17 protein-coding genes are annotated in these 18,182 nt (G+C 73.5%); 6 read left to right on the forward strand and 11 right to left on the reverse strand.

The window, feature by feature from the left end; all coding sequences use genetic code 11:
- Nucleotides 1-36: 36 nt before the first annotated feature.
- Together ACIRRH_RS39825 and ACIRRH_RS39830 are read left to right on the forward strand one after the other, a co-directional pair.
- Nucleotides 37-1,335 carry an LCP family protein gene (locus ACIRRH_RS39825; RefSeq protein ID WP_403077678.1) on the forward strand — a complete coding sequence of 433 codons (1,299 nt, stop codon included), beginning with the start codon at nucleotides 37-39 and terminating at the stop codon, nucleotides 1,333-1,335.
- Nucleotides 1,336-1,560: 225 nt separating this feature from the next.
- A complete protein-coding gene (locus ACIRRH_RS39830; protein ID WP_403077681.1) occupies nucleotides 1,561-3,153 on the forward strand; it encodes an LCP family protein in 1,593 nt (530 codons plus the stop codon).
- A gap of 114 nt (nucleotides 3,154-3,267) precedes the next feature.
- Here ACIRRH_RS39830 and ACIRRH_RS39835 read toward each other — a convergent pair whose 3' ends face one another.
- From ACIRRH_RS39835 to ssuE, 5 genes are all read right to left on the reverse strand, one after another.
- Nucleotides 3,268-4,308, reverse strand: coding sequence for a glycosyltransferase family 2 protein (locus ACIRRH_RS39835; protein ID WP_403077683.1), 1,041 nt, complete (start codon nucleotides 4,306-4,308; stop codon nucleotides 3,268-3,270).
- A 161-nt stretch (nucleotides 4,309-4,469) separates the two neighbouring features.
- Nucleotides 4,470-6,461, reverse strand: coding sequence for a hypothetical protein (locus ACIRRH_RS39840; RefSeq protein ID WP_403077686.1), 1,992 nt, complete (start codon nucleotides 6,459-6,461; stop codon nucleotides 4,470-4,472).
- Between the two features lie 152 nt (nucleotides 6,462-6,613).
- Nucleotides 6,614-9,178, reverse strand: coding sequence for an ABC transporter permease (locus ACIRRH_RS39845; protein WP_403077689.1), 2,565 nt, complete (start codon nucleotides 9,176-9,178; stop codon nucleotides 6,614-6,616).
- Between the two features lie 19 nt (nucleotides 9,179-9,197).
- Entirely contained in the window at nucleotides 9,198-9,986 is a 789-nt protein-coding gene (locus tag ACIRRH_RS39850) for an ABC transporter ATP-binding protein (RefSeq protein ID WP_403077692.1), read from the reverse strand.
- 323 nt (nucleotides 9,987-10,309) lie between these two features.
- On the reverse strand, nucleotides 10,310-10,864 hold the full coding sequence (gene ssuE / locus ACIRRH_RS39855) for an NADPH-dependent FMN reductase (RefSeq protein ID WP_403077695.1): 555 nt from the start codon (nucleotides 10,862-10,864) through the stop codon (nucleotides 10,310-10,312).
- An 802-nt stretch (nucleotides 10,865-11,666) separates the two neighbouring features.
- Here ssuE and ACIRRH_RS39860 point away from each other — a divergent pair.
- Together ACIRRH_RS39860 and ACIRRH_RS39865 are read left to right on the forward strand one after the other, a co-directional pair.
- Entirely contained in the window at nucleotides 11,667-12,635 is a 969-nt protein-coding gene (locus tag ACIRRH_RS39860) for an LCP family protein (RefSeq protein WP_403077698.1), read from the forward strand.
- Nucleotides 12,636-12,674: 39 nt separating this feature from the next.
- Entirely contained in the window at nucleotides 12,675-13,169 is a 495-nt protein-coding gene (locus ACIRRH_RS39865) for a hypothetical protein (RefSeq protein WP_403077700.1), read from the forward strand.
- Here ACIRRH_RS39865 and ACIRRH_RS39870 read toward each other — a convergent pair.
- Together ACIRRH_RS39870 and ACIRRH_RS39875 are read right to left on the reverse strand one after the other, a co-directional pair.
- A complete protein-coding gene (locus tag ACIRRH_RS39870) occupies nucleotides 13,166-13,744 on the reverse strand; it encodes a hypothetical protein (RefSeq protein ID WP_403077703.1) in 579 nt (192 codons plus the stop codon). The genes ACIRRH_RS39865 and ACIRRH_RS39870 overlap by 4 nt on opposite strands.
- A 282-nt stretch (nucleotides 13,745-14,026) precedes the next feature.
- The gene (locus ACIRRH_RS39875; RefSeq protein ID WP_403077705.1) at nucleotides 14,027-14,521 is read right to left on the reverse strand and encodes a peptidylprolyl isomerase; all 495 of its coding nucleotides are present in this window, start codon (nucleotides 14,519-14,521) and stop codon (nucleotides 14,027-14,029) included.
- Between the two features lie 220 nt (nucleotides 14,522-14,741).
- Here ACIRRH_RS39875 and ACIRRH_RS39880 point away from each other — a divergent pair, with 220 nt between their 5' ends.
- Nucleotides 14,742-15,125: a MerR family transcriptional regulator gene (locus ACIRRH_RS39880; RefSeq protein ID WP_224283741.1), complete on the forward strand. Its 384-nt coding sequence runs from the start codon at nucleotides 14,742-14,744 to the stop codon at nucleotides 15,123-15,125.
- Nucleotides 15,126-15,131: 6 nt separating this feature from the next.
- Here the strand turns inward: ACIRRH_RS39880 and ACIRRH_RS39885 are convergent, their stop codons facing one another.
- Nucleotides 15,132-15,785 (reverse strand): class I SAM-dependent DNA methyltransferase, encoded by a 654-nt coding sequence (locus ACIRRH_RS39885; protein ID WP_403077706.1) that lies wholly within the window; start codon nucleotides 15,783-15,785, stop codon nucleotides 15,132-15,134.
- Between the two features lie 71 nt (nucleotides 15,786-15,856).
- On the opposite strand from ACIRRH_RS39885, the gene ACIRRH_RS39890 reads away from it, so the two are divergent.
- Nucleotides 15,857-16,453, forward strand: a complete 597-nt coding sequence (locus ACIRRH_RS39890) for an NAD(P)H-dependent oxidoreductase (protein ID WP_403077708.1) — start codon at nucleotides 15,857-15,859, stop codon at nucleotides 16,451-16,453.
- Here the strand turns inward: ACIRRH_RS39890 and ACIRRH_RS39895 are convergent.
- The 3 genes from ACIRRH_RS39895 to ACIRRH_RS39905 form a co-directional block, all read right to left on the reverse strand.
- Nucleotides 16,446-16,934: a GNAT family N-acetyltransferase gene (locus tag ACIRRH_RS39895; protein ID WP_403077711.1), complete on the reverse strand. Its 489-nt coding sequence runs from the start codon at nucleotides 16,932-16,934 to the stop codon at nucleotides 16,446-16,448. The two genes, ACIRRH_RS39890 and ACIRRH_RS39895, sit on opposite strands and share 8 nt — an antisense overlap.
- Before the next feature lie 105 nt (nucleotides 16,935-17,039).
- Complete coding sequence (locus tag ACIRRH_RS39900) at nucleotides 17,040-17,906, reverse strand: oxidoreductase (protein ID WP_403077712.1); 867 nt, start codon at nucleotides 17,904-17,906, stop codon at nucleotides 17,040-17,042.
- Between the two features lie 185 nt (nucleotides 17,907-18,091).
- A partial coding sequence (locus ACIRRH_RS39905; protein ID WP_144385854.1) for an acyl-CoA dehydrogenase family protein occupies nucleotides 18,092-18,182 on the reverse strand: 91 nt, incomplete at its 5' end.

Consider the following 18,182-nt stretch of genomic DNA (forward strand, 5'->3'; position numbering starts at 1 on the left):
CCCCCGGCCCGGCCCTGGCGGGTAGGGATCGCTGCCATGGCCGAGGATGACACCGAGCACCCCCCGACCGCCCCTCCCCCGAAGAACGGCCCCGCGCAGGACGGCCCTCCGACGGACACCCCTGCGGGCGGGACCGGACGCCCGCGCCCGCGCCGGCGGTGGCTGACGGCCACCGCCGGCGCCGGCGCGTTCCTGCTCGTCGCCACCGGGGCGCTGATCTGGATCGCCTACCGCAAGCTGGACGGCAACATCCGCACCGACTCGGCCACCGACCGGCTGCTCGCCCAGCTGGAGGCCGAGCGGCCGGGCCGCACCGCCGGAGCGCACGGCGCCGAGAACCTCCTGCTGATCGGCAGCGACGAGCGCTCCGGCGCGAACGGCGCGTACGGCGGCGAGGCGGGCGGCCAGCGCTCGGACACCACGATCCTGCTGCACCTGGCCGCCGACCGGAAGCGCGTGACCGCGGTCTCCGTCCCGCGCGACGTCATGGTCGCCGTCCCCGCCTGCGAGCAGTCGGACGGCGCCCGCAGCAAGCCCGCGCTGATGCAGTTCAACCAGGCCTTCCAGACGGGCGGTCCGGCCTGCTCGATCCGGACCGTCGAGCAGCTGAGCGGCATCAGGATCGACCACTACATGATCCTCGACTTCAGCGGTTTCAAGACGATGGTGGACGCGATCGGCGGGGTCGAGGTGTGCGTGCCGCAGCCGATCCACGACAAGGACGCCAAGCTCGACCTGCCGGCCGGCCGACGGAGCCTGCACGGCGAGCAGGCGCTCGGCTACGTCCGGGCCCGGGAGAGCCTGGGCGACGGCAGCGACACCCAACGCATGGGCCGCCAGCAGCAGTTCCTGGCCTCGCTGGTCCGCAAGGTGCAGTCGCAGGGCGTGCTGCTGAACCCGGCGAAACTGTGGCCGGTGCTGGACGCCGCGACCTCCTCGGTCCGGGCGGACGGCGGGCTGTCCTCGCTCGCCGCGCTGTACGACCTCACCCGGGACCTGCGCGGCATCCCCTCGGCGGACGTGGCCCTCCTGACCGCACCGCGCCGCCCGTACCGCTACGACTCGGACCGGGACGAGTTCGTGCAGCCGCAGACCGGCCAGCTGTTCGCGGCGCTGCGGGACGACCAGCCGGTCGCCGTCCGGCCGCCCGGGCCCACGGCCTCGCCCGGCCCGGTCCAGGGGGCGGAACCCTCGCCGGGGACGGCGGCGGACCCGGGGGCGGACACCGGGACGGACCCGACGGCCGAGGTGGCGGCGGACGCATCACCCACGACGGACGCCTCGCCCACCTTCGAGGGGCGCACCGCCGACGTGGACGCCTGCGTCGCGCAGTGAGCCGACCGCCCCCGGACGCCCCCGGGGCGCTCCGGCCGGCGCCGCCGACCACTGCGGCTGCTTCCGCAATTGCTCGGCCGCGAGCGGTATTTGCCTCCGCACTGCCGGAACATGGCACAGATCACATCGGGAACGACTCCCCCGTTCGGCTCGTCTACTGTGTCCGGACCGGCCCGTCCGTACGGGTGGTCCGCAGCCGTGACCGGTCGAAGGTAGGGAACCCCCGTGCACGAGGAGCAACCGGAAGCCGGCCGGTACCGGATGGACCCGGCCCCCGGCGTCCCCCGCCAGCGCCGCCGGGCCGCCGAAGCGCCCGAGGCGCCGGCCGCGGAGGGCCGCCGGGACGGCCGGCGGCGGGCGGCCGCGCTCGCCAAGCGCAACCGGCGCCGACGGGCGGTCAAGTGGACGGCCGGGGCGGGCGCCCTGGTGATGGTGGCGGGCTGCGGCGGGGCGTACTACCTGTACCGGCACTTCAACGACAACCTGACCTCGGTCAAGGTCCAGCTGGGCGACGAGTCCGAGCGCCCCCCGGCCGCCGGGGACGCACTGAACATCCTGGTGATCGGGACGGACAGCCGGGAGGGCCTCGGGCGGGAGTACGGTGACGAGGGCAGCACCGGGCACGCCGACACCACCCTGCTGTTCCACATCGCCAAGGACCGTTCCAACGCGACGGTGGTCAGCCTCCCGCGCGACCTGATGGTGCCGATCCCGGAGTGCCTGAACGCCCAGGGGAAGAAGATCCAGGGCTCGACCCGGGACATGTTCAACAACAGCCTCGGCCAGGAGGGGCGCGACGCGGGCTGCACCTGGAAGACCATCGAGAAGACCACCGGCATCCGGGTCGACCACTTCGTGCAGGTCAACTTCGAGGCGGTGAAGACCCTGTCCACCGCGGTCGGCGGGGTCGAGGTCTGCGCGGCCAAGGACATCGACGACTCGGGCTCCCACCTCAAGATGACCAAGGGGCGGCACGTGATCGAGGGCGAGGAGGCGCTGGCCTTCGTCCGCACCCGGCACGCGGTCGGCCAGGGCGGCGACCTCACCCGGATCCCGCTCCAGCAGCAGTTCATCAGCTCGATGATCCGCAAGATCAAGAGCGACGACACCCTGACCAGCCCGACCAAGCTCTACAAGCTCGCGGACGCCGCCACCAAGGCGCTCACCGTGGACTCCGGCATCGGCAGCGTGGACAAGCTCAAGGACCTCGCGCTGGACATCAGCAAGGTGGACACCAAGAACATCACCTTCGCCACCGTCCCCGTCCTGGACGACCCCAAGGACGAGAACCGGCTGGTGCTCAAGCAGCCGGACGCCCAGCAGCTGTTCGCGATGATCGCGGGCGACCGCTCGCTGACCGAGACCGCCGCCCCGCCCGCCCCCGAGGCCCCGGCCACCGGCGCCGCGCCCGCGTCGCCGACCCCGACCGCCACCACCCCGCCCCCCGCCACCAAGGGCATCCAGCTGACGGTGCGCAACGGCAGCGGCAAGCGCGGACAGTCCGGGCCGACCGTGGAGAAGCTCCGCGCGAAGGGCTTCGACAAGGCCGCCGTGGGCAGCGACGCGCCGCTCGCCGAGACCACCACGGTGTCCTACCCGACCGGCCAGGAGGCCCAGGCCAACGCCCTGGCCGCCGCCCTCGGCCTGCCCGGTGACGCCGTCCGGCCGGCCACGAAGCCGGACCCGAAGGGCGGGCTGCTGCTGGTGCTCGGCAAGGACGTGCTGGCCGCCCCCGCCGGCCCGGCGGAGGTGCCCACCGTGGCCCCCGAGGACCTCCAGCGGGTGCAGGCGGACGACACCGACGTCTGCGCCAAGTAGCGAAGGCAGGCCCGCGGCCGGTTCGTCGGCGTCCGCGCCCGGCTCGGTCCGGGCCGCACCCGACCCGTCCTCAGCTGTCGCCGTGCACGCCGACGACAGCGGTGCCGAAACGAATCAGCCGGTCTTCGAGAGCACGTCCTTGGAGGACGGGCCGACGCTGGCGATCACTCTTCGGGCCAGCGAGCGCGGTGAGGTCAGGAAGCCGAACCCCCAGCTGAGGTGCATGGTCGCGAAGGCCACCGGCAGCAGCGTCCTGGCCTTGAACGACAGTCCGCGGCCCTCGACCGCCGCGCCGCCGAGGATGCCCAGCAGGTACGCGCCGGGCACCGCGAGGAAGGCCGGGTGGACGGCGACGCCGAGCACCAGACCGAGGACGACCGCCGCCAGCGCGACCGGCGGGGCGAGGTAGCGCAGGTTGACCGAGCCGCGGTGGTAGCGGGTGACCACCCGGCGCCAGCGGCCGTAGTCCTTGTACTGCTTGGCCAGCGCCCGCACCGAGGGGCGGGGCCGGTACGTCACCTTGAGCTGCGGGGTGAACCAGACCAGGCCGCCGTCCTGGCGGATCCGGTAGTTCAGCTCCCAGTCCTGGGCCCGGATGAACTCCTCGTTGTAGCCGCCGAGCTTCTCCAGCACCTCGCGCCGGAACACCCCGAGGTAGACGGTGTCCGCCGGGCCGGCCAGGCCGCCGGTGTGGAAGGCCGCGTTCCCGACGCCGATCTTGGAGGTCATCGCGGCGGCGACCGCGTTCTCCCACTCGGTCTCGCCCTCGGCGTGCATGATGCCGCCGACGTTGGCCGCGTCCATCTCGCCGAGCAGCCGGACCGCCGTGGTGATGTAGCCGGGGGTGAGCAGGCCGTGGCCGTCCACGCGCACGACTATCGGGTGCCGGGAGCCCCGGATCGCGGCGTTCAGCCCGGCCGGTGTCCGGCCGGTGGGGTTCTCCACCGTCCGCACCCGCCCGTCCTCGGCCGCCAGCTCGGCCGCGATCTCCGCGGTGCGGTCGGTGGATGGGCCGAGTGCGATCACCACCTCGATCGGCCCGGGGTACTCCTGGTCCAGGATGCGCCGGACCGCCGTGCGCAGGTGACGTTCCTCGTTGAGCACCGGCATGATCACGGAAACAGCCGGCAGCTCCTCAGCAGCCTTGGTGTTCATCGGGGCCAACCGTACCGGTGCGGACGCGTCCTCGTCTTGTCCCGGTCCCGACGGCCGGGGACGCCTCGCGGCGCGCCACCGGTGCTGTGATCAAGAACACCGTACTCCCCTTTACGCGCAGCCCGGAAACGGTGTGGATCCGGTGCCCCTCCGGGGCGGGTTCAGAGGGCGTAGTGGGCGACGGTGAACACCGCGTAACCGGTCAGTGCGAGCCGGTTCACCAGGTGCTGGGGGCCGCCCAGCCGGTCCGGCAGGGCCTGCGCCGGGCGCAGGTCGGGACGGTGGGCGGCGGTGGCGACGGTCCGGGCCAGCGCCACCGGGTCGTACCGGCCGCCGAAGAGGGCGGCCAGCCAGACCGCCGGGCGGCTGAAGAAGGAGAACTCCCGGCCGCCGCGCAGCCGGATGGTGAGCAGGTTCCGGTGCACCGCCGCCGCGGAGATCTCCGTCCACCGGTAGCTGCGGGTGCGCAGCGCGGTGGCCACCCGCAGGCCGTTGCGGTCGGCCACCAGCTGCCAGGACAGCGTCTGGGCGCAGGCGAGGATCGCCAGCGACCCGATCCACAGCGGGCGCAGCAGCCCCTCCCACCAGCCGTCGTCGTCGAGCAGCACGACGGCGGTGGCGACCAGCAGCGCCGCCAGCGGTCCGGCCCCCGCCCGCAGCGGCAGCGGCATCTCCCAGCGGCGGGCGGCCAGCGCCTCGGCGTCCGGCCCGGCCTCGGGGGCGGCGGCGACCGTGTCGGCGGTCAGCGCGGCGACGGCCAGGTCGCGCTCGCGGTAGCGCCCGGAGCGCCGGCCGAAGCGCGGGGCCCGGGCGGCGGGGGCGATCACGGCCGCCACCCAGTGCGGGTCGCCGTCCAGCAGGCCGGGGCGGACGAGCAGCTGGGGGTCGGGCCCGTCCGGACCGCCGTAGAGCACGGCGGGCACGCTGCGGCCGGCCCGGGCCAGCCACTCGGCGGCCTCGGCGGGGGTCGCCCGGTGGATCAGCTCCTCGTACTCCTCCTCTTCCTCGTCGTGGTCGAGCACCGGGTCGGGGTAGTCGGCGTCCTCGTCCTCGGTCGCCAGGTGTTCGGGCACCCAGGCCGGGCCCTCGCCGTCCGGGGCTGCCTTGCTCGCCCAGCGGTAGCGGTCGCGCTCGACCAGCCGCCAGAGCCCGGGTCCGTCCGGCGGACCGTCCAGCGGCAGCACCAACAGGTCGCCGCGCTCGTCGGCGCGCACCTGTACGGCGAGCGCGGGGGCGGCGCCCACGAAGGCGGGCCTGGTCCGGCGGGCGCTCGCCGCGGCCGCCGAGCCGAGCAGCACCAGGCCCGGCAGGGCGATCAGGCCGCCGGCGCTCAGCTGGCCGGAGACGTCGTAGTCGTCGCCCAGGGCGCGCACCGAGTCGCCGTCCACCAGCAGCGGGACGGGCTCGCCGGGCTGCGGCCGCCGCTGCCACCAGAGGTCCAGGGCGGCGGTGCGCTCGGGGCCGCCGGCGGGCGGCTGGAAGTGGACGGTCAGCACGCCGTCCCGGTCGCTCCCGCCCGCGGTGCCGGTCACCCGGGTGGCCCGCTCGGCGGCGGCGTCCGCCCGGGCCTGCGCCCAGAGGCCGTACACCGGGAAGGCCGCGGCGACCACCAGCAGCAGGACGCCGAGGGCGCGGCGCAGCACGGGCGGGCCGTCCCGGTGGACGGGCGAGGGCGCGCCGGCGGTGGTCCAGGGGTAGGGCACGGGCGGGACCATCAGCTCGTCCAGCTGCTGGCGGGCGCGGCGGCGGCCGGCCTCGGCGCCGAGCAGGACGGCGGTGAGCAGCAGGTGGAGCAGCACCGCCGACCAGCGGGCGAGCGGGGTGACCAGGCCCTCCGGGAGGTACCAGAGCAGTGCCAGGACGACCGGCGGGACGAGCACCCGGACCCGGGCCCTGGTGGCCAGCAGGAGCACCTCGGCCAGCACCGACCAGCCGGCCAGCGCCGAGCCCCAGCTGTCCCGGCAGATGTTCTGGACGTTGCACCGGCCCACGTCCGGTTCCACCGCACTGGCCAGGACCACGAACCCGATCGGCACCAGCGCGAGCCAACGGCCGTCCAACCGCCAGGCGGTCCGGGCTGCGCGCCAGCGGACGACGGCCGCGACGGTGAGGGGCGCGGCGCTGGGCAGGGGCGGGGCGTCCGAGGGGAACATCGAACGATCATCCCAGCACGGGGGAAACGGAACGCACGTCGGCCGCAGCCTCCCGACGGGAGTGGGAACGGCGCCGGGGCCGGGTGCTGTGCGCACCCGGCCCCGGTCCCCCGTTCCCCCGTGCTCCGGGGCCCGGCGCCCCCGGGGCCGGGTCAGTCCGTCGCGATGGCCGCGAGGACGTTCATGCGTCCGGCCCGGAAGGCCGGGACGAGCGCGGCGAACAGGCCGATCAGCACCGAGGAGACCAGCGTGATCGCCACCATGGTGGTCGGGACGGAGAGCGTCCCGAGGCCCTGGTCCCGCAGCACCCCCTGGACGGTGACGCCCCAGGCGAGGCCCAGCCCGGTGCCGAGGACGGCGCCGAACAGCGCGATCACCACGGACTCCAGCCGGATCATCCGGCGCAGCTGGCGGCGGGAGAACCCGATCGCCCGCAGCAGGCCGATCTCGCGGGTCCGCTCGACCACCGACAGCGCCAGGGTGTTGACCACGCCGAGCACCGCGACCGTGATCGAGAGGGCGACCAGCCCGTAGATCAGGTAGAGCAGGGTGTTGACCTGGGACTGCACCAGCTCCTTGTAGCCGGCCTGGTCCTTGACGGTCAGCTGCGGGTACTCCTTGAGCCCGTCCTGCAGGGCGGCCAGCGTCCTGGCGACGTCTGCGCCCGGGGAGGCCTTGGCGAAGACGGTCTCCACCGGCGGCTGCTCGGCGGCGGGGACCGCCTTGGCCATGGTGTCCAGGTCCACGAAGGAGCCGTTGCCGAACAGCTCGCCCTTGGCGAAGACCACCCCGACCGGCAGCACCTGGGTGCGGCCCCTGCCGTAGTCGACGGTCACCCGGTCCCCGACCTTCAGGCCGAAGTCCTTCGCGAAGGCCTCGCCGATCCCCAGCGAGCCGCGCCCGATCGAGTCCACCGCGCCGGACCGGACGGTCGGGTGGAAGTCGGTGCCGAAGAAGGCGGGCGGCACGGCGTCCAGGCCGGTCTTCGCCTGCCGTCCGTCCGGCAGCTGGACCTTCGCGTGGAAGCCCTTCTGGACGGTGACGTGGTCGATGCCCGGGGTCCGGCGCACGATGTCCGTCATCTCGGTGGTGACCTCGGCACGGCCGCCGATGATGTAGTCCACGCCCACCGACTTGTCGATCTGCGCGCTGGCCGAGGTGACCGCCGAGGAGCTGAAGACCGAGGAGGCGATCACCAGCGCCAGGCCGATCATCAGCGCGGCGGCGGTGGCGCCGGTCCGGCGCGGGTTGCGCATCGCGTTGCGCTGGGCGAGCTTGCCGGACGGCCCGAACAGCGCCGGCAGCAGCGCGCCGAGCACCCGGACGACGGCCGAGGCCAGCAGCGGGCCGAGCACCACGAACCCGATCAGGGTGAGCACCACGCCCAGGCCCAGGTACTGGCCGCCGGTGGCCGCCTTCTCCGCCCGCGCGCCGAGCACCAGCAGGGCGCCGCCGCCGGCCGTCAGCAGCAGGCCGAGGACCGTACGGACCAGGTTGGCGCGGCCCTCCGCCGGGGTGCCGTGGTCGCGCAGGGCGGCCATCGGCGAGATCCGGCTCGCCCGGCGGGCCGGGAACCAGGCCGCGACCAGGGTGACCACGATGCCGAGCGCGTAGCCGGCGGCGAAGACGTCCGGCCCGACCTGGAGGTCGGCCGCCTTGAGGTCCATGCCGAGCGCGTTCATCAGCTTGATCAGGCCGACCGCGACGCCCAGGCCGGCCGCCACCCCGAGGGTCGAGCCGAGCACGCCCAGGATCAGCGCCTCGACCAGCACCGAGCGGTTGACCTGCCGCCGGCTGCCGCCGATGGCGCGCAGCAGGCCGATCTCCCGGGTGCGCTGGGCGACCAGCATCGAGAAGGTGTTGACGATCAGGAACGCGCCGACGATCGCCGAGACGAAGGCGAAGCCGAGCATCGCGTACTTCATGAAGTTGAGGCTGCTGCCGACCTGCTTGGTGTTCTCGTCCTTCTGCTCGGCCGCGGTCTTGACCTGGTAGCCGCCGCCGATCCTGGCCGCCGTGTCGGCCTTGAGCCGGTCGTTGCCGAGGCTGCCGTCGCCGAAGGCCTCGATCGAGGTGTAGGCGGGCTCGCCGAGCAGCATCTGCTGGGCGGTCGGGGTGTCCAGGAAGCCGAGCGCCGCACCCGGGTTGGTGGCGGTGAAGGTGGCGATGCCGACGATGGTGAGGTCGTGGCGGCCGCCGGAGTTCTCGATCCTGATCCGGTCGCCGAGGCCGAGCTTGGCCTTCTTCGCGGTGTCCGCGTCCAGCACCAGCTCGCCGGAGGCGCGCGGCGCGTGGCCGGAGGTGATGGTGACCGGGTTGCGCGGGGTGTCGGTCCAGTTGCCGAGCAGGGTGGGCGCGCCGCTGGTCGGGCCGACCAGCTTGTTGGTGGCCGGGTCGATCAGGACCGCGTTCCCGACCATGACCTGGCCGACGGCCTTCTTCACGCCCGGCACCGCGGCGACCTGGTCGGCGAGCGCGACCGGGACGGTCGGCGGCTTGACGGCGGCCTGCTGCTCCTCGTCCTCGGCCGGCTTGGGCGGCTGGACCGAGACGTCGGAGGCGGTCGCGGCGAAGAGCTTGTCGAAGGTGCCGGTGGCGGTGTTGGAGAACACCAGGGTGCCGGAGACGAAGGCCACCGACAGCACGACGGCGATGAGTGAGAGCGCCATCCGGCCCTTGTGGGCGAAGAAGCTCCGCAGTGAGGTCTTGAGCAGCATGGTGGTGTCGTCCCGCCGCTCAGCTGGTGCGCTTGCCGTCGAAGCGGCGCATGCGTTCGAGGACGGAGTCGGCGGTGGGCGCGTGCATCTCGTCCACGATCACGCCGTCGGCGAGGAAGAGCACGCGGTCCGCGTAGCCGGCCGCGACCGGGTCGTGGGTGACCATCACGATGGTCTGGCCCAGCTCGTCGACCGAGCGGCGCAGGAAGGTCAGCACCTCGGCGCCGGACCGGGAGTCGAGGTTCCCGGTGGGCTCGTCACCGAAGATGATCTCGGGGCGGGCGGCCAGCGCCCGGGCCACCGCGACGCGCTGCTGCTGGCCGCCGGAGAGCTGGGTGGGGCGGTGCTTGAGCCGGCCGGACAGGCCGACCGTCTCCACCACCTGGTCCAGCCAGGCCTGGTCGGGCTTGCGCCCGGCGATGTCCATCGGGAGCGTGATGTTCTCCAGCGCGTTCAGGGTCGGGAGCAGGTTGAACGCCTGGAAGATGAAGCCGATCTTGTCGCGCCGGAGCCTGGTGAGCTGCTTGTCCTTGAGGCCGGTGATCTCGGTGTCGCCGATCCAGATCCGCCCGGAGGTGACCGTGTCGAGGCCCGCCAGGCAGTGCATCAGCGTGGACTTGCCGGAACCCGAGGGGCCCATGATCGCGGTGAACCGTCCGCGCTGGATGTCGACGTCGACCGCGTCGAGCGCGGTCACCCTGGTCTCGCCCGAGCCGTACGCCTTGGTGACCTGACGGGCCGACGCGGCGACGGCGGACGTTCCGCCGGGAAGCTGGGGGTCGTACACGGCTGCTGCTGCCGTCGTCACTGGACTCTCCTATGGAAGATGCGCTCACCCGTTGGCCCCCAGCCTCACGGGCCCGCCCGCCTCACGACATGGCGCAGGCGGTAGTCCTCGACCGGGAGTTGTCTCCACCCTCCCGGTGGACCTGGCCACCGGACCCGACGTGATCGGGCCGCTTCCTGGCGGGTGGGGATGTGTGAACCACGTTAGGAGTCGTCGGCGGAGGGCTCGTCATCCGCCGGAATGAAGCCGCTCAACCAAGGTTCTACGGGGCACGGCGCGGGTCCCCCTAGGGGTTGCCGCGGCCCGTCTCGGGGACGCCCCGTACGGGCCGCGGCGACGGTCCGTCAGCTCGTCAGCGCGGGGGCGGACAGGCGTTCCAGGGCCGTGGCGAAGCCCTCCACGACCGGGGCCAGCAGCGTTTCGGTCTCGCGCTCCACCAGGGTCGTCCCGTCCTCCCGGGCGGTGATGTGGCGGTCGAGCACGAACCAGCCCTGGGTGATGTGGCCGGCGCCCATCGAGCTGAGCACCGGGCGCAGCGCGTAGTCCACCGCGAGGACGTGCGCGGGCGAGCCGCCGGTGGCGAGCGGCAGGACGGCCTTGCCGGTGAGCGCGTACTGCGGGAGCACGTCCAGCAGGGCCTTCAGCAGGCCCGAGTAGGCGGCCTTGTAGACGGGGGTGCCGATGACCACGCCGTCGGCGCGGGCGAACAGCTCGGTGACGGCGACGATCTCGGGGTGGTCGAAGTCGCCCGACAGCAGCGCGTGCGCGGGTAGGCTGCGGGCCTCGAAGGGGACGACGTGGTGGCCGCGCTCCGTCAGCCGCGCGTCGACGTGGCGCAGCAGGCGGGTGGTGCGGGAGGTGGCGGACGGGGAGCCGGAAACGGACAGGACGACGGCCATGGGTTCACCTCTGGCTGGAAGCGGGGCGGCGCGGCACAGCGGGGGGAAGGCGCTGCGGTGGGGGCCGGTACCGGGCGTGGTGCCGGGGGCCGGCACGGGAGCGGTGCCGGGAGGCGGCACCGGGGGCGCTACGTCGGCGGACGTGCGGGGACTCGACGGGCGCGCGTCAGCCGCGACAGAGCGAACAGGCCACACCGCGCCGCAGGTCGACGTGCCGCCGACGCGTGAGTGCCCAACGCTGATCCATGCCTGGCATGCAAACACGCTGTGTTCGCGCTGGTCAAGAAACGTTTCAGCAGCCGGAACGCCGGGTGTCCGGACGTTGCGGCGGAACGATCCGGTACGTGCATCAAAACTGCTACAAGAGGCCTGGCGGACCCCCCGGGGGGAGTCAGCCCCACCGGGGTCGGGCATCCTCGTCGGCATGAACACGTGGCAGCAGGGCCGCCCGGGGGGCGGCGGGAACCCGTACGGCGGAAACGGCGGAGGCGGCGGGAACCCGTATGGCGGAAGCGGCGGCGCGGCCGAGCCGCCGCTGCCGTCCTCGCTGAACCCGCGCGGGCCGGGGGCACCCGCGCCCCGGCAGCCGGGGCAGCCGGGGCCGTCCCGGCTCGGCGGCGTCCCGCCACAGGGGGCCGGCGCACCCGGTGCCCGTCCCTCCGGCCCGGGGCGTCCCGGCGGCCCGGGCGGTCCCGGCGGTCCCGGCGGTCCCGGCGGTCATGGCCGTCCGGGTGGCCCGGGTGGGCCCGGCGGCCCCCGCCCGGCCGGTGCCCAGGCCCGGCGCTGGCCGCGGCGGCGGATCGTGAAGTGGTCGGTCTTCGGCGTGCTGATCGCCGTCATGGTGACCGCCGTCTCCACCTGGTTCTGGGCGGACTCCAAGCTCAACCACGAGAACGTGCTCGCCGACTACCCCGGCCGCCCGGCCGCGGGCAAGGGCACCAACTGGCTGATCGTCGGCTCCGACAGCCGCCAGGGTCTCACCGACGCCGAGCAGGACGACCTGCACACCGGGCACGACACCGAGGGCAAGCGCAGCGACTCGATGATGATCCTGCACGTCGGGGACAACGGGAACACCCTGATGAGCATCCCGCGCGACTCCTGGGTGCCGATCCCCGAGCACCCGGGCAGCAACGGCAAGCCGGTCAAGGGCACCACCGCGAAGATCAACTCGGCCTTCGGCAACGGCGGCGGCCGGCTGCTGATCCAGACCGTCGAGCAGAACACCGGCCTCCGGATCGACCACTACGCCGAGATCGGCTTCGGCGGCTTCGTCGGCATCGTCGACTCGATCGGCGGCGTCGAGATGAAGATCGACCAGGAAGTTCACGACAAGGACTCCGGGCTCGACCTCAAGGCCGGCGACCAGACCCTCAGCGGCAAGCAGGCCCTGGCCTTCGTCCGCCAGCGCCACCAGATGGCCGACCAGGACCTCGGCCGGATGCGCAACCAGCAGAAGTTCCTCGGAGCCCTGGCCCACCAGGCCGCCTCCCCGGGCAACCTGCTGAACCCGTTCACCTTCTACCCGCTGGTCGACTCGGCGCTCGGCACCCTGATCGTCGACGAGGACTGCGGGCTGACCGACCTCGGCTCGCTCTTCCTCGCCATGAAGGACGTCAACGGCGGCAGCGGCAAGTCGCTGACCGTGCCGATCGGCAACCCGGACTACCGGACCAAGACCGGCGAGTCCGCCGTGCTGTGGGACACCAACAAGTCCAAGCAGGTCTTCGACGCCTTCAAGAACGACACCGCGGTGCCGGAGTTCAAGTAGCCCTGTGACTTCACGTGACCACGCCGCCACAATGGGTGGATGTCACTCGTCACCGCGCTGATCCGCCACCGCCGCCACCGCCTCCTGGGCCGCCTGGTCCAGGAGGCGCTCGCGCTCTACGGGATGGAGGTGCCCGCCGCCTGCGAGATCGGGCCCGGACTGGTCGTCTTCCACCGCGGCTTCGGCACCGTGCTGCACCCGTACACCACCCTCGGCGCCGGCGTGACGCTCTACAACGGCGTGACCATCGGCCGGGCGGATCCGTGGGTGCCGCAGGAGGAGAGCGCGATGCGGCGGGTGGTGGTCGAGGACGGCGCGGTGCTGTGCGCGGGTGCCAAGGTGGTGTGCAAGGAGGGGGTGCTGACCGTCGGCGCGGGCACCGTCGTCGGGGCCAACGCGGTGCTCACCCGCTCGACCGGGCCCGGGGAGATCTGGGCCGGCGCACCGGCGCGCAAGGTGGGGATGCGAGCGGGTGGTCGGGGGCCCTCGCCGGTGCCCGCCCGGCCCGCTCCGAGCCCCTCCGGAACGTCCTAGACGTACGGCAGCAGGCCGGTGCCGCACTCCGGGAAGCGGACCAGCCACTCCCCCTCGCCGCCGGCCGACTCGGTGGCGCCCGAGAAGCCGTAGTGGATCGGCTGCCCGTCGCCGCTCAGCCACCTCGCGTGGGTCAGCTGCACCGACAGCGAGGCCGGGCGGTGCGGGGCGGCAGCCGGGGCGGCGGCCGGGGCGGGCTGCTCCAGCACCAGTTCGTGCCCGGTCTCGCCGGGCCGGAAGGTCACCACGGTCTCGGTGCCGGGGCGGCGCGGGAAGGCGCCCGCCGGGTCCGTCCAGTAGGCGGCGACCATCACCGCGAGGGTGCCGTCCAGGCTGCCGGTGTCCGGCCGCACGTACTCCTCGTCCGCGACCCAGCGGGCGTGGTGGCGGACCTCCTCCGCACCCCACCGCTCGTCCCAGTGCACCCAGTAGCCCGCCACCCGCTTCACGGTCATGCCCTCGCGGGCGACCCGGACGGCGAACCGCGCCGGGCCGACCGGCTCACAGCCGGCCAGGGAGACCACCGTCACCTGTTCGTAGGTCACCTCGCCGTCGTCGGCGCCCTGCTCCATCATCGGTCAACCACCTTGCCGCGGAGTCGAGTTCGGCCGCAGCTGGGGCCGCGTCCGAATCGAGCGTAGGACCCCGGCGACGGAGGGCGGCAGGATTGCCCGGTTCCGGCCCGGACGGCCGCACTCCGGGCTACCCTGCCCGCCGCACCGCGGCCGACCGCGGAGACAGGCATGGAAACAGGCGCGGAAACGGGTGTGGAAACGGGTACGAAACCGCCCCGGAGCGGGAGGCCGGAAGATCCGACGTCCCGCTCCGGGGCGGCGTGTGCCAGGTGGCGGCGGTGATTACTCGACCACGCCGGACTTGGCGATGGTGATCTTGGCCGAGGTGCGGCCGCTCTGCGAGCCGAGGCCCTCGATCTTCTTGACCAGGTCCATGCCCTCGACGACCTCGCCGAAGACGACGTGCTTGCCGTCCAGCCAGTCGGTGACGATGGTGGTGACGAAGAACTGCGAGCCGTTGGTGTTGCGGCCGGCGTTGGCCATCGACAGCAGGCCCGGGCGGTCGTGCTTGAGCTGGAAGTTCTCGTCCGCGAACTTCTCGCCGTAGATGCTCTTGCCGCCGGTGCCGTTGTGGTTGGTGAAGTCACCACCCTGGAGCATGAAGGCCGGGATCACGCGGTGGAAGCCGGAGCCCTCGTAGCCGAAGCCGTTCTGGCCGGTGGCCAGCTCGCGGAAGTTCCGGGCGGTCTTGGGGACGACCTCGTCGAACAGCTTGAAGACGATCCGGCCGGCCGGCTCGTCGTTGATCGTGATGTCGAAGAAAACGTTGGAAGCCATGCAGGGATCATGGCACGATCGCCTGTTCGTCGCGCGCCACCCCCGGACGGGTGAGGTCGCACGCGACTGTGTTATCCCGTGCCGTCCGGTCGCGGTCATCCCGTGCCGTCCGGTCGCGCGCTCCGGTTCGCGCCTCCCCGGCCGGAGCCGGGGTGGCTACCATCGAGGTCGGCTTCAGACCTTGGTGCGGGACGACGACCGGGACGACGGGGTGGACGGCATGCGGATCGGCGAACTGGCCCGGCGGACGGGCGTGAGCGAGCGCTCGCTGCGCTACTACGAGCAGCAGGGCCTGCTGGCCGCCCGCCGCACCGAGGGCGGCCACCGGGAGTACCCGGAGGCCGCCGTCGACCGGGTCGTGCACATCCAGGAACTGTTCGCGGCGGGACTGCACAGCCGCACCATCTACAAGATCCTCCCCTGCATGCGGGACTCCGACGGCAGCCCGAGCGAGATCGCCACCCCGCTGCTGGTCGACGAGCTCACCGCGGAACGCGAGCGGATCGACCGGACGATCAACGACCTGCTGCGCTCCCGTGAGGTGCTGGACGAGGTGATCGCGGCCGCCTCCGGGCAGCCGCCGTCCTCGTCGGAGGCCGCGTAGGAGCCCTCAGGCCTTCGGCTTGCGGGCCAGCAGGTAGGCCTGCGGGGTCTTCTCGTCCGCCTCCGGCTCGCGGACCGTACGGGAGGTGACCGGCAGGCCGGCCTCCCGGGCCAGCTCCTCGACGCGCTCCGGCCGCAGCCGGCGGAAGTCCAGCGACACCGGGTACCCGAAGGGCCGCTCCTGGCGCGAGGGCTGGTCGCCGACCTGGAAGGCGAGCATCAGGTGCCCGCCGGGGGCGAGCACCCGGGCGAACTCGGCGAACACCTCGGGCAGCCGCTCCGCCGGGGTGTGGATGATCGAGTACCAGGCCACCACGCCGGTCAACTCCCCGTCCTGGAAGGGGAGGTCGAACATCGAGCCGACGCTGAACGGCACCTCCGGGTGGGCCTGCCGGGCCAGCTCGACCATCCGCGGCGAGAGGTCGATCCCGTGCACGTCCAGGCCGAGCCGGTGCAGCGGTCCGGTCATCCGGCCCGGGCCGCAGCCGAGTTCGGCCGTCCTGGCGTCCGGCCGCTCTTCGCGGACCAGGTCCGCGAAGAGCGCCAGCATCGCCCGGTCCATCGGCGTGCGGCTCAAGTGGTCCCGGAAGAGGTCGGTGTACTCGGTGGCGATGGCGTCGTAGAACGCCCTGGTCTCGGTGAGGAAGTCCGGCTCGGTCATGGTCCGCGACCCTACCCGGCAGCCGTCGGCCGTAGCATCAATCCCGCCAACCAGCCCGAGGGGGACGGAAGATGAGCACGATCGGGGTCTACCTGGCGCATCCGCGACCGGGCAGCTTCAACCACGCGCTGTACGGGGCCGTGGTGGACGAACTGCGCGGGCGCGGCTGCGAGGTGCGCGCCCACGACCTCTGCGCGGAGGGCTTCGCACCCCTGCTCACCGCCGAGGAGACCGGCACGGTGGCCGCGGCGGAGCGGTCCGAGGATCCGCACCTGGCCCTGCACCGGGCCGAGGTGGCCACCCTGGACGCGCTGGTGCTGATCCACCCCAACTGGTGGGGCATGCCGCCCGCGGTGCTCACCGGCTGGGTGCAGCGGGTGCTGGCCCCCGGCGTCGCGTACAAGCTCGGGACGGCCGACGGCGAGCCGGCCGGGCTGCTGCGGGCCGGGCGGGCGCTGGTGCTGAACACCTCGGACACCCCGGAGGCCCGGGAGCGCGAGGAGTTCGGCGACCCGCTGGAGCGGATCTGGGCAGCCTGCGTGCTGCCGTACGTCGGGGTCACCGACGTACGGCGGACGGTGTTCCGCACGGTCACCGACTCCCCCGCCGCCGAACGTGCCGGATGGCTGCGGCAGGCACGGGAGCAGGCGGCGGCACTGCTCAGCTGAGCGGCGGGAGGTCCAGTTCGGCGACGGTCTGGTCGCCGCTGGTCTCGCCGGTCGGACGGAAGCCGAGGCGGGCGTAGAACTCCGCCGGGCCGTCCGGGCCCGGGACGTAGGTGACCGTCGCTCGGGTGCCGCCACGGCGGCGGATCTCGGCGCAGACCTGCTCGACGGCGAAGCGGCCGTAGCCGCCGCGCTGCTGCTCGGCGTCGATCAGCAGCCGCCACAGGCCCGAGCGGGGGCGGTCGTCGGGGCGGTCGGGGTGGAAGGCGATGTCGAAGAAGGCCATCACGAAGCCGACCGGCCGCTCACCGTCCAGGACCAGCCGGGGCCAGGCGGTCTCCCCGTGCACATAGGCCTCGGCCAGCGACTTCACCACCGGCGCCACCAGGCCCTCCTGGCCGGGGCGGACCCGCAGGGCGAGGGCGGCGTCGAGGTTCTCGGGGGTGAGGGGGGCCAGGCGGAGCGTGGGAGGCGCGGTCGACATGGCGGGCAGCCTACGGAGCGCGACTGCCCGCCGTCGCGCGGTTTTCCGTCGCACGGCCGTCCCCGCGCGGTCTTCCCCCGCGCGGCTTTCCGGCCGCCCGGCGGGTTACTCGCCGGCCGGGAAGTCGGTGCCGCGCCCGACCGCCGCCCAGGCCTCGGCCTCCTGCCGCGCCTCGTCGAGGGTGCCGAGGACGGCGTCCACCGCGTCACTGCCGAGCGCGAGCCGCAGCGGGGTCCGCTCGGCGGCCAGCGCGGCCAGGATCGCCTCGGCGGCCTTCACCGGGTCGCCGGGCTGCTTGCCGTCGGTGTCCGGCAGCCCGGTGCGGACCGGGGCGACGATCGGCTCGTACGCCTCGATCGGGGTGGAGTGGGCGAGCGCGCCGCCACCCGCGAAGCCGGTCCGGAACGCGCCGGGCTCCACGATCAGCACCTTGATCCCGAAGCCGGCCACCTCCTTGGCCAGCGCCTCGGACAGCCCCTCCAGGGCGAACTTGGTGGCCGAGTAGGCGCCCACCCCGGGGAAGCTGAAGCGGCCACCCATGCTGCTCATCTGCACCACCGCGCCCGAGCCCTGGGCCCGCAGGTGCGGCAGCACGGCCCGGGTGAGCGCGGCCGGGCCGAAGAAGTGCAGCTCCATCAGGTCCCGCAGCTCGCGGTCGGTGGACTCCTCGACGGCCCCGACCAGTCCGCGCCCGGCGTTGTTCACCAGGACATCGATCCGGCCGTGCCGCTGGACGGTCTCCGCGACGACCGCCGGAATCCGCTCCTGATCGGTGACGTCCAGGGCGACCGGGAAGAGCCGGTCCGGGTGCGCGGCGGCCAGTTCCGCCAGCGTCTCGGGGCGCCGGGCGGCGGCCACGACGGTGTCACCGGCCGCCAGCGCGGCCTCGGCGATCGCCCGGCCGAAGCCGGAGTTGGCGCCGGTGACCAGCCAGACCTTGCCGCCGGGGTGCTGCTCGGGGGTGCTGCTCATGATCGTCGATCTCCCGCAATCGTCGTGCCCCTGCAAAGAATTGACGATCATTTATGACACCGGGAGGGGCGCCACGTCCAGGAAGGTTCGACGCCGGACGAAACACGGCCCCCGACCGCGGACCGGCGGTCGGGGGCCGTGAGTGCCGAGCCCGGGGTTGAGGGGCCTCGGGCTGCGGCTTCGGGTTACGGGAGGTTGCGGGCCATCACGATCCGCTGGACCTGGTTGGTCCCCTCGTAGATCTGCGTGATCTTCGCGTCCCGCATCATCCGCTCC

It is taken from the genome of Kitasatospora sp. NPDC101235 (genome assembly GCF_044767505.1).
GTDB lineage: Bacteria > Actinomycetota > Actinomycetes > Streptomycetales > Streptomycetaceae > Kitasatospora.

Bases quoted from the DNA above. Each gene is read 5' to 3' on its own strand.
- ACIRRH_RS39845 (WP_403077689.1), bottom strand. From the start codon at position 9,178: ATGCTGCTCAAGACCTCACTGCGGAGCTTCTTCGCCCACAAGGGCCGG.
- ssuE (WP_403077695.1), bottom strand. From the start codon at position 10,864: ATGGCCGTCGTCCTGTCCGTTTCCGGCTCCCCGTCCGCCACCTCCCGC.
- ACIRRH_RS39870 (WP_403077703.1), bottom strand. From the start codon at position 13,744: ATGATGGAGCAGGGCGCCGACGACGGCGAGGTGACCTACGAACAGGTG.
- ACIRRH_RS39895 (WP_403077711.1), bottom strand. From the start codon at position 16,934: ATGTCGACCGCGCCTCCCACGCTCCGCCTGGCCCCCCTCACCCCCGAG.
- ACIRRH_RS39835 (WP_403077683.1), bottom strand. From the start codon at position 4,308: ATGAACACCAAGGCTGCTGAGGAGCTGCCGGCTGTTTCCGTGATCATG.
- ACIRRH_RS39900 (WP_403077712.1), bottom strand. From the start codon at position 17,906: ATGAGCAGCACCCCCGAGCAGCACCCCGGCGGCAAGGTCTGGCTGGTC.
- ACIRRH_RS39825 (WP_403077678.1), top strand. From the start codon at position 37: ATGGCCGAGGATGACACCGAGCACCCCCCGACCGCCCCTCCCCCGAAG.
- ACIRRH_RS39840 (WP_403077686.1), bottom strand. From the start codon at position 6,461: ATGTTCCCCTCGGACGCCCCGCCCCTGCCCAGCGCCGCGCCCCTCACC.
- ACIRRH_RS39890 (WP_403077708.1), top strand. From the start codon at position 15,857: ATGAGCACGATCGGGGTCTACCTGGCGCATCCGCGACCGGGCAGCTTC.
- ACIRRH_RS39875 (WP_403077705.1), bottom strand. From the start codon at position 14,521: ATGGCTTCCAACGTTTTCTTCGACATCACGATCAACGACGAGCCGGCC.
- ACIRRH_RS39865 (WP_403077700.1), top strand. From the start codon at position 12,675: ATGTCACTCGTCACCGCGCTGATCCGCCACCGCCGCCACCGCCTCCTG.
- ACIRRH_RS39885 (WP_403077706.1), bottom strand. From the start codon at position 15,785: ATGACCGAGCCGGACTTCCTCACCGAGACCAGGGCGTTCTACGACGCC.
- ACIRRH_RS39880 (WP_224283741.1), top strand. From the start codon at position 14,742: ATGCGGATCGGCGAACTGGCCCGGCGGACGGGCGTGAGCGAGCGCTCG.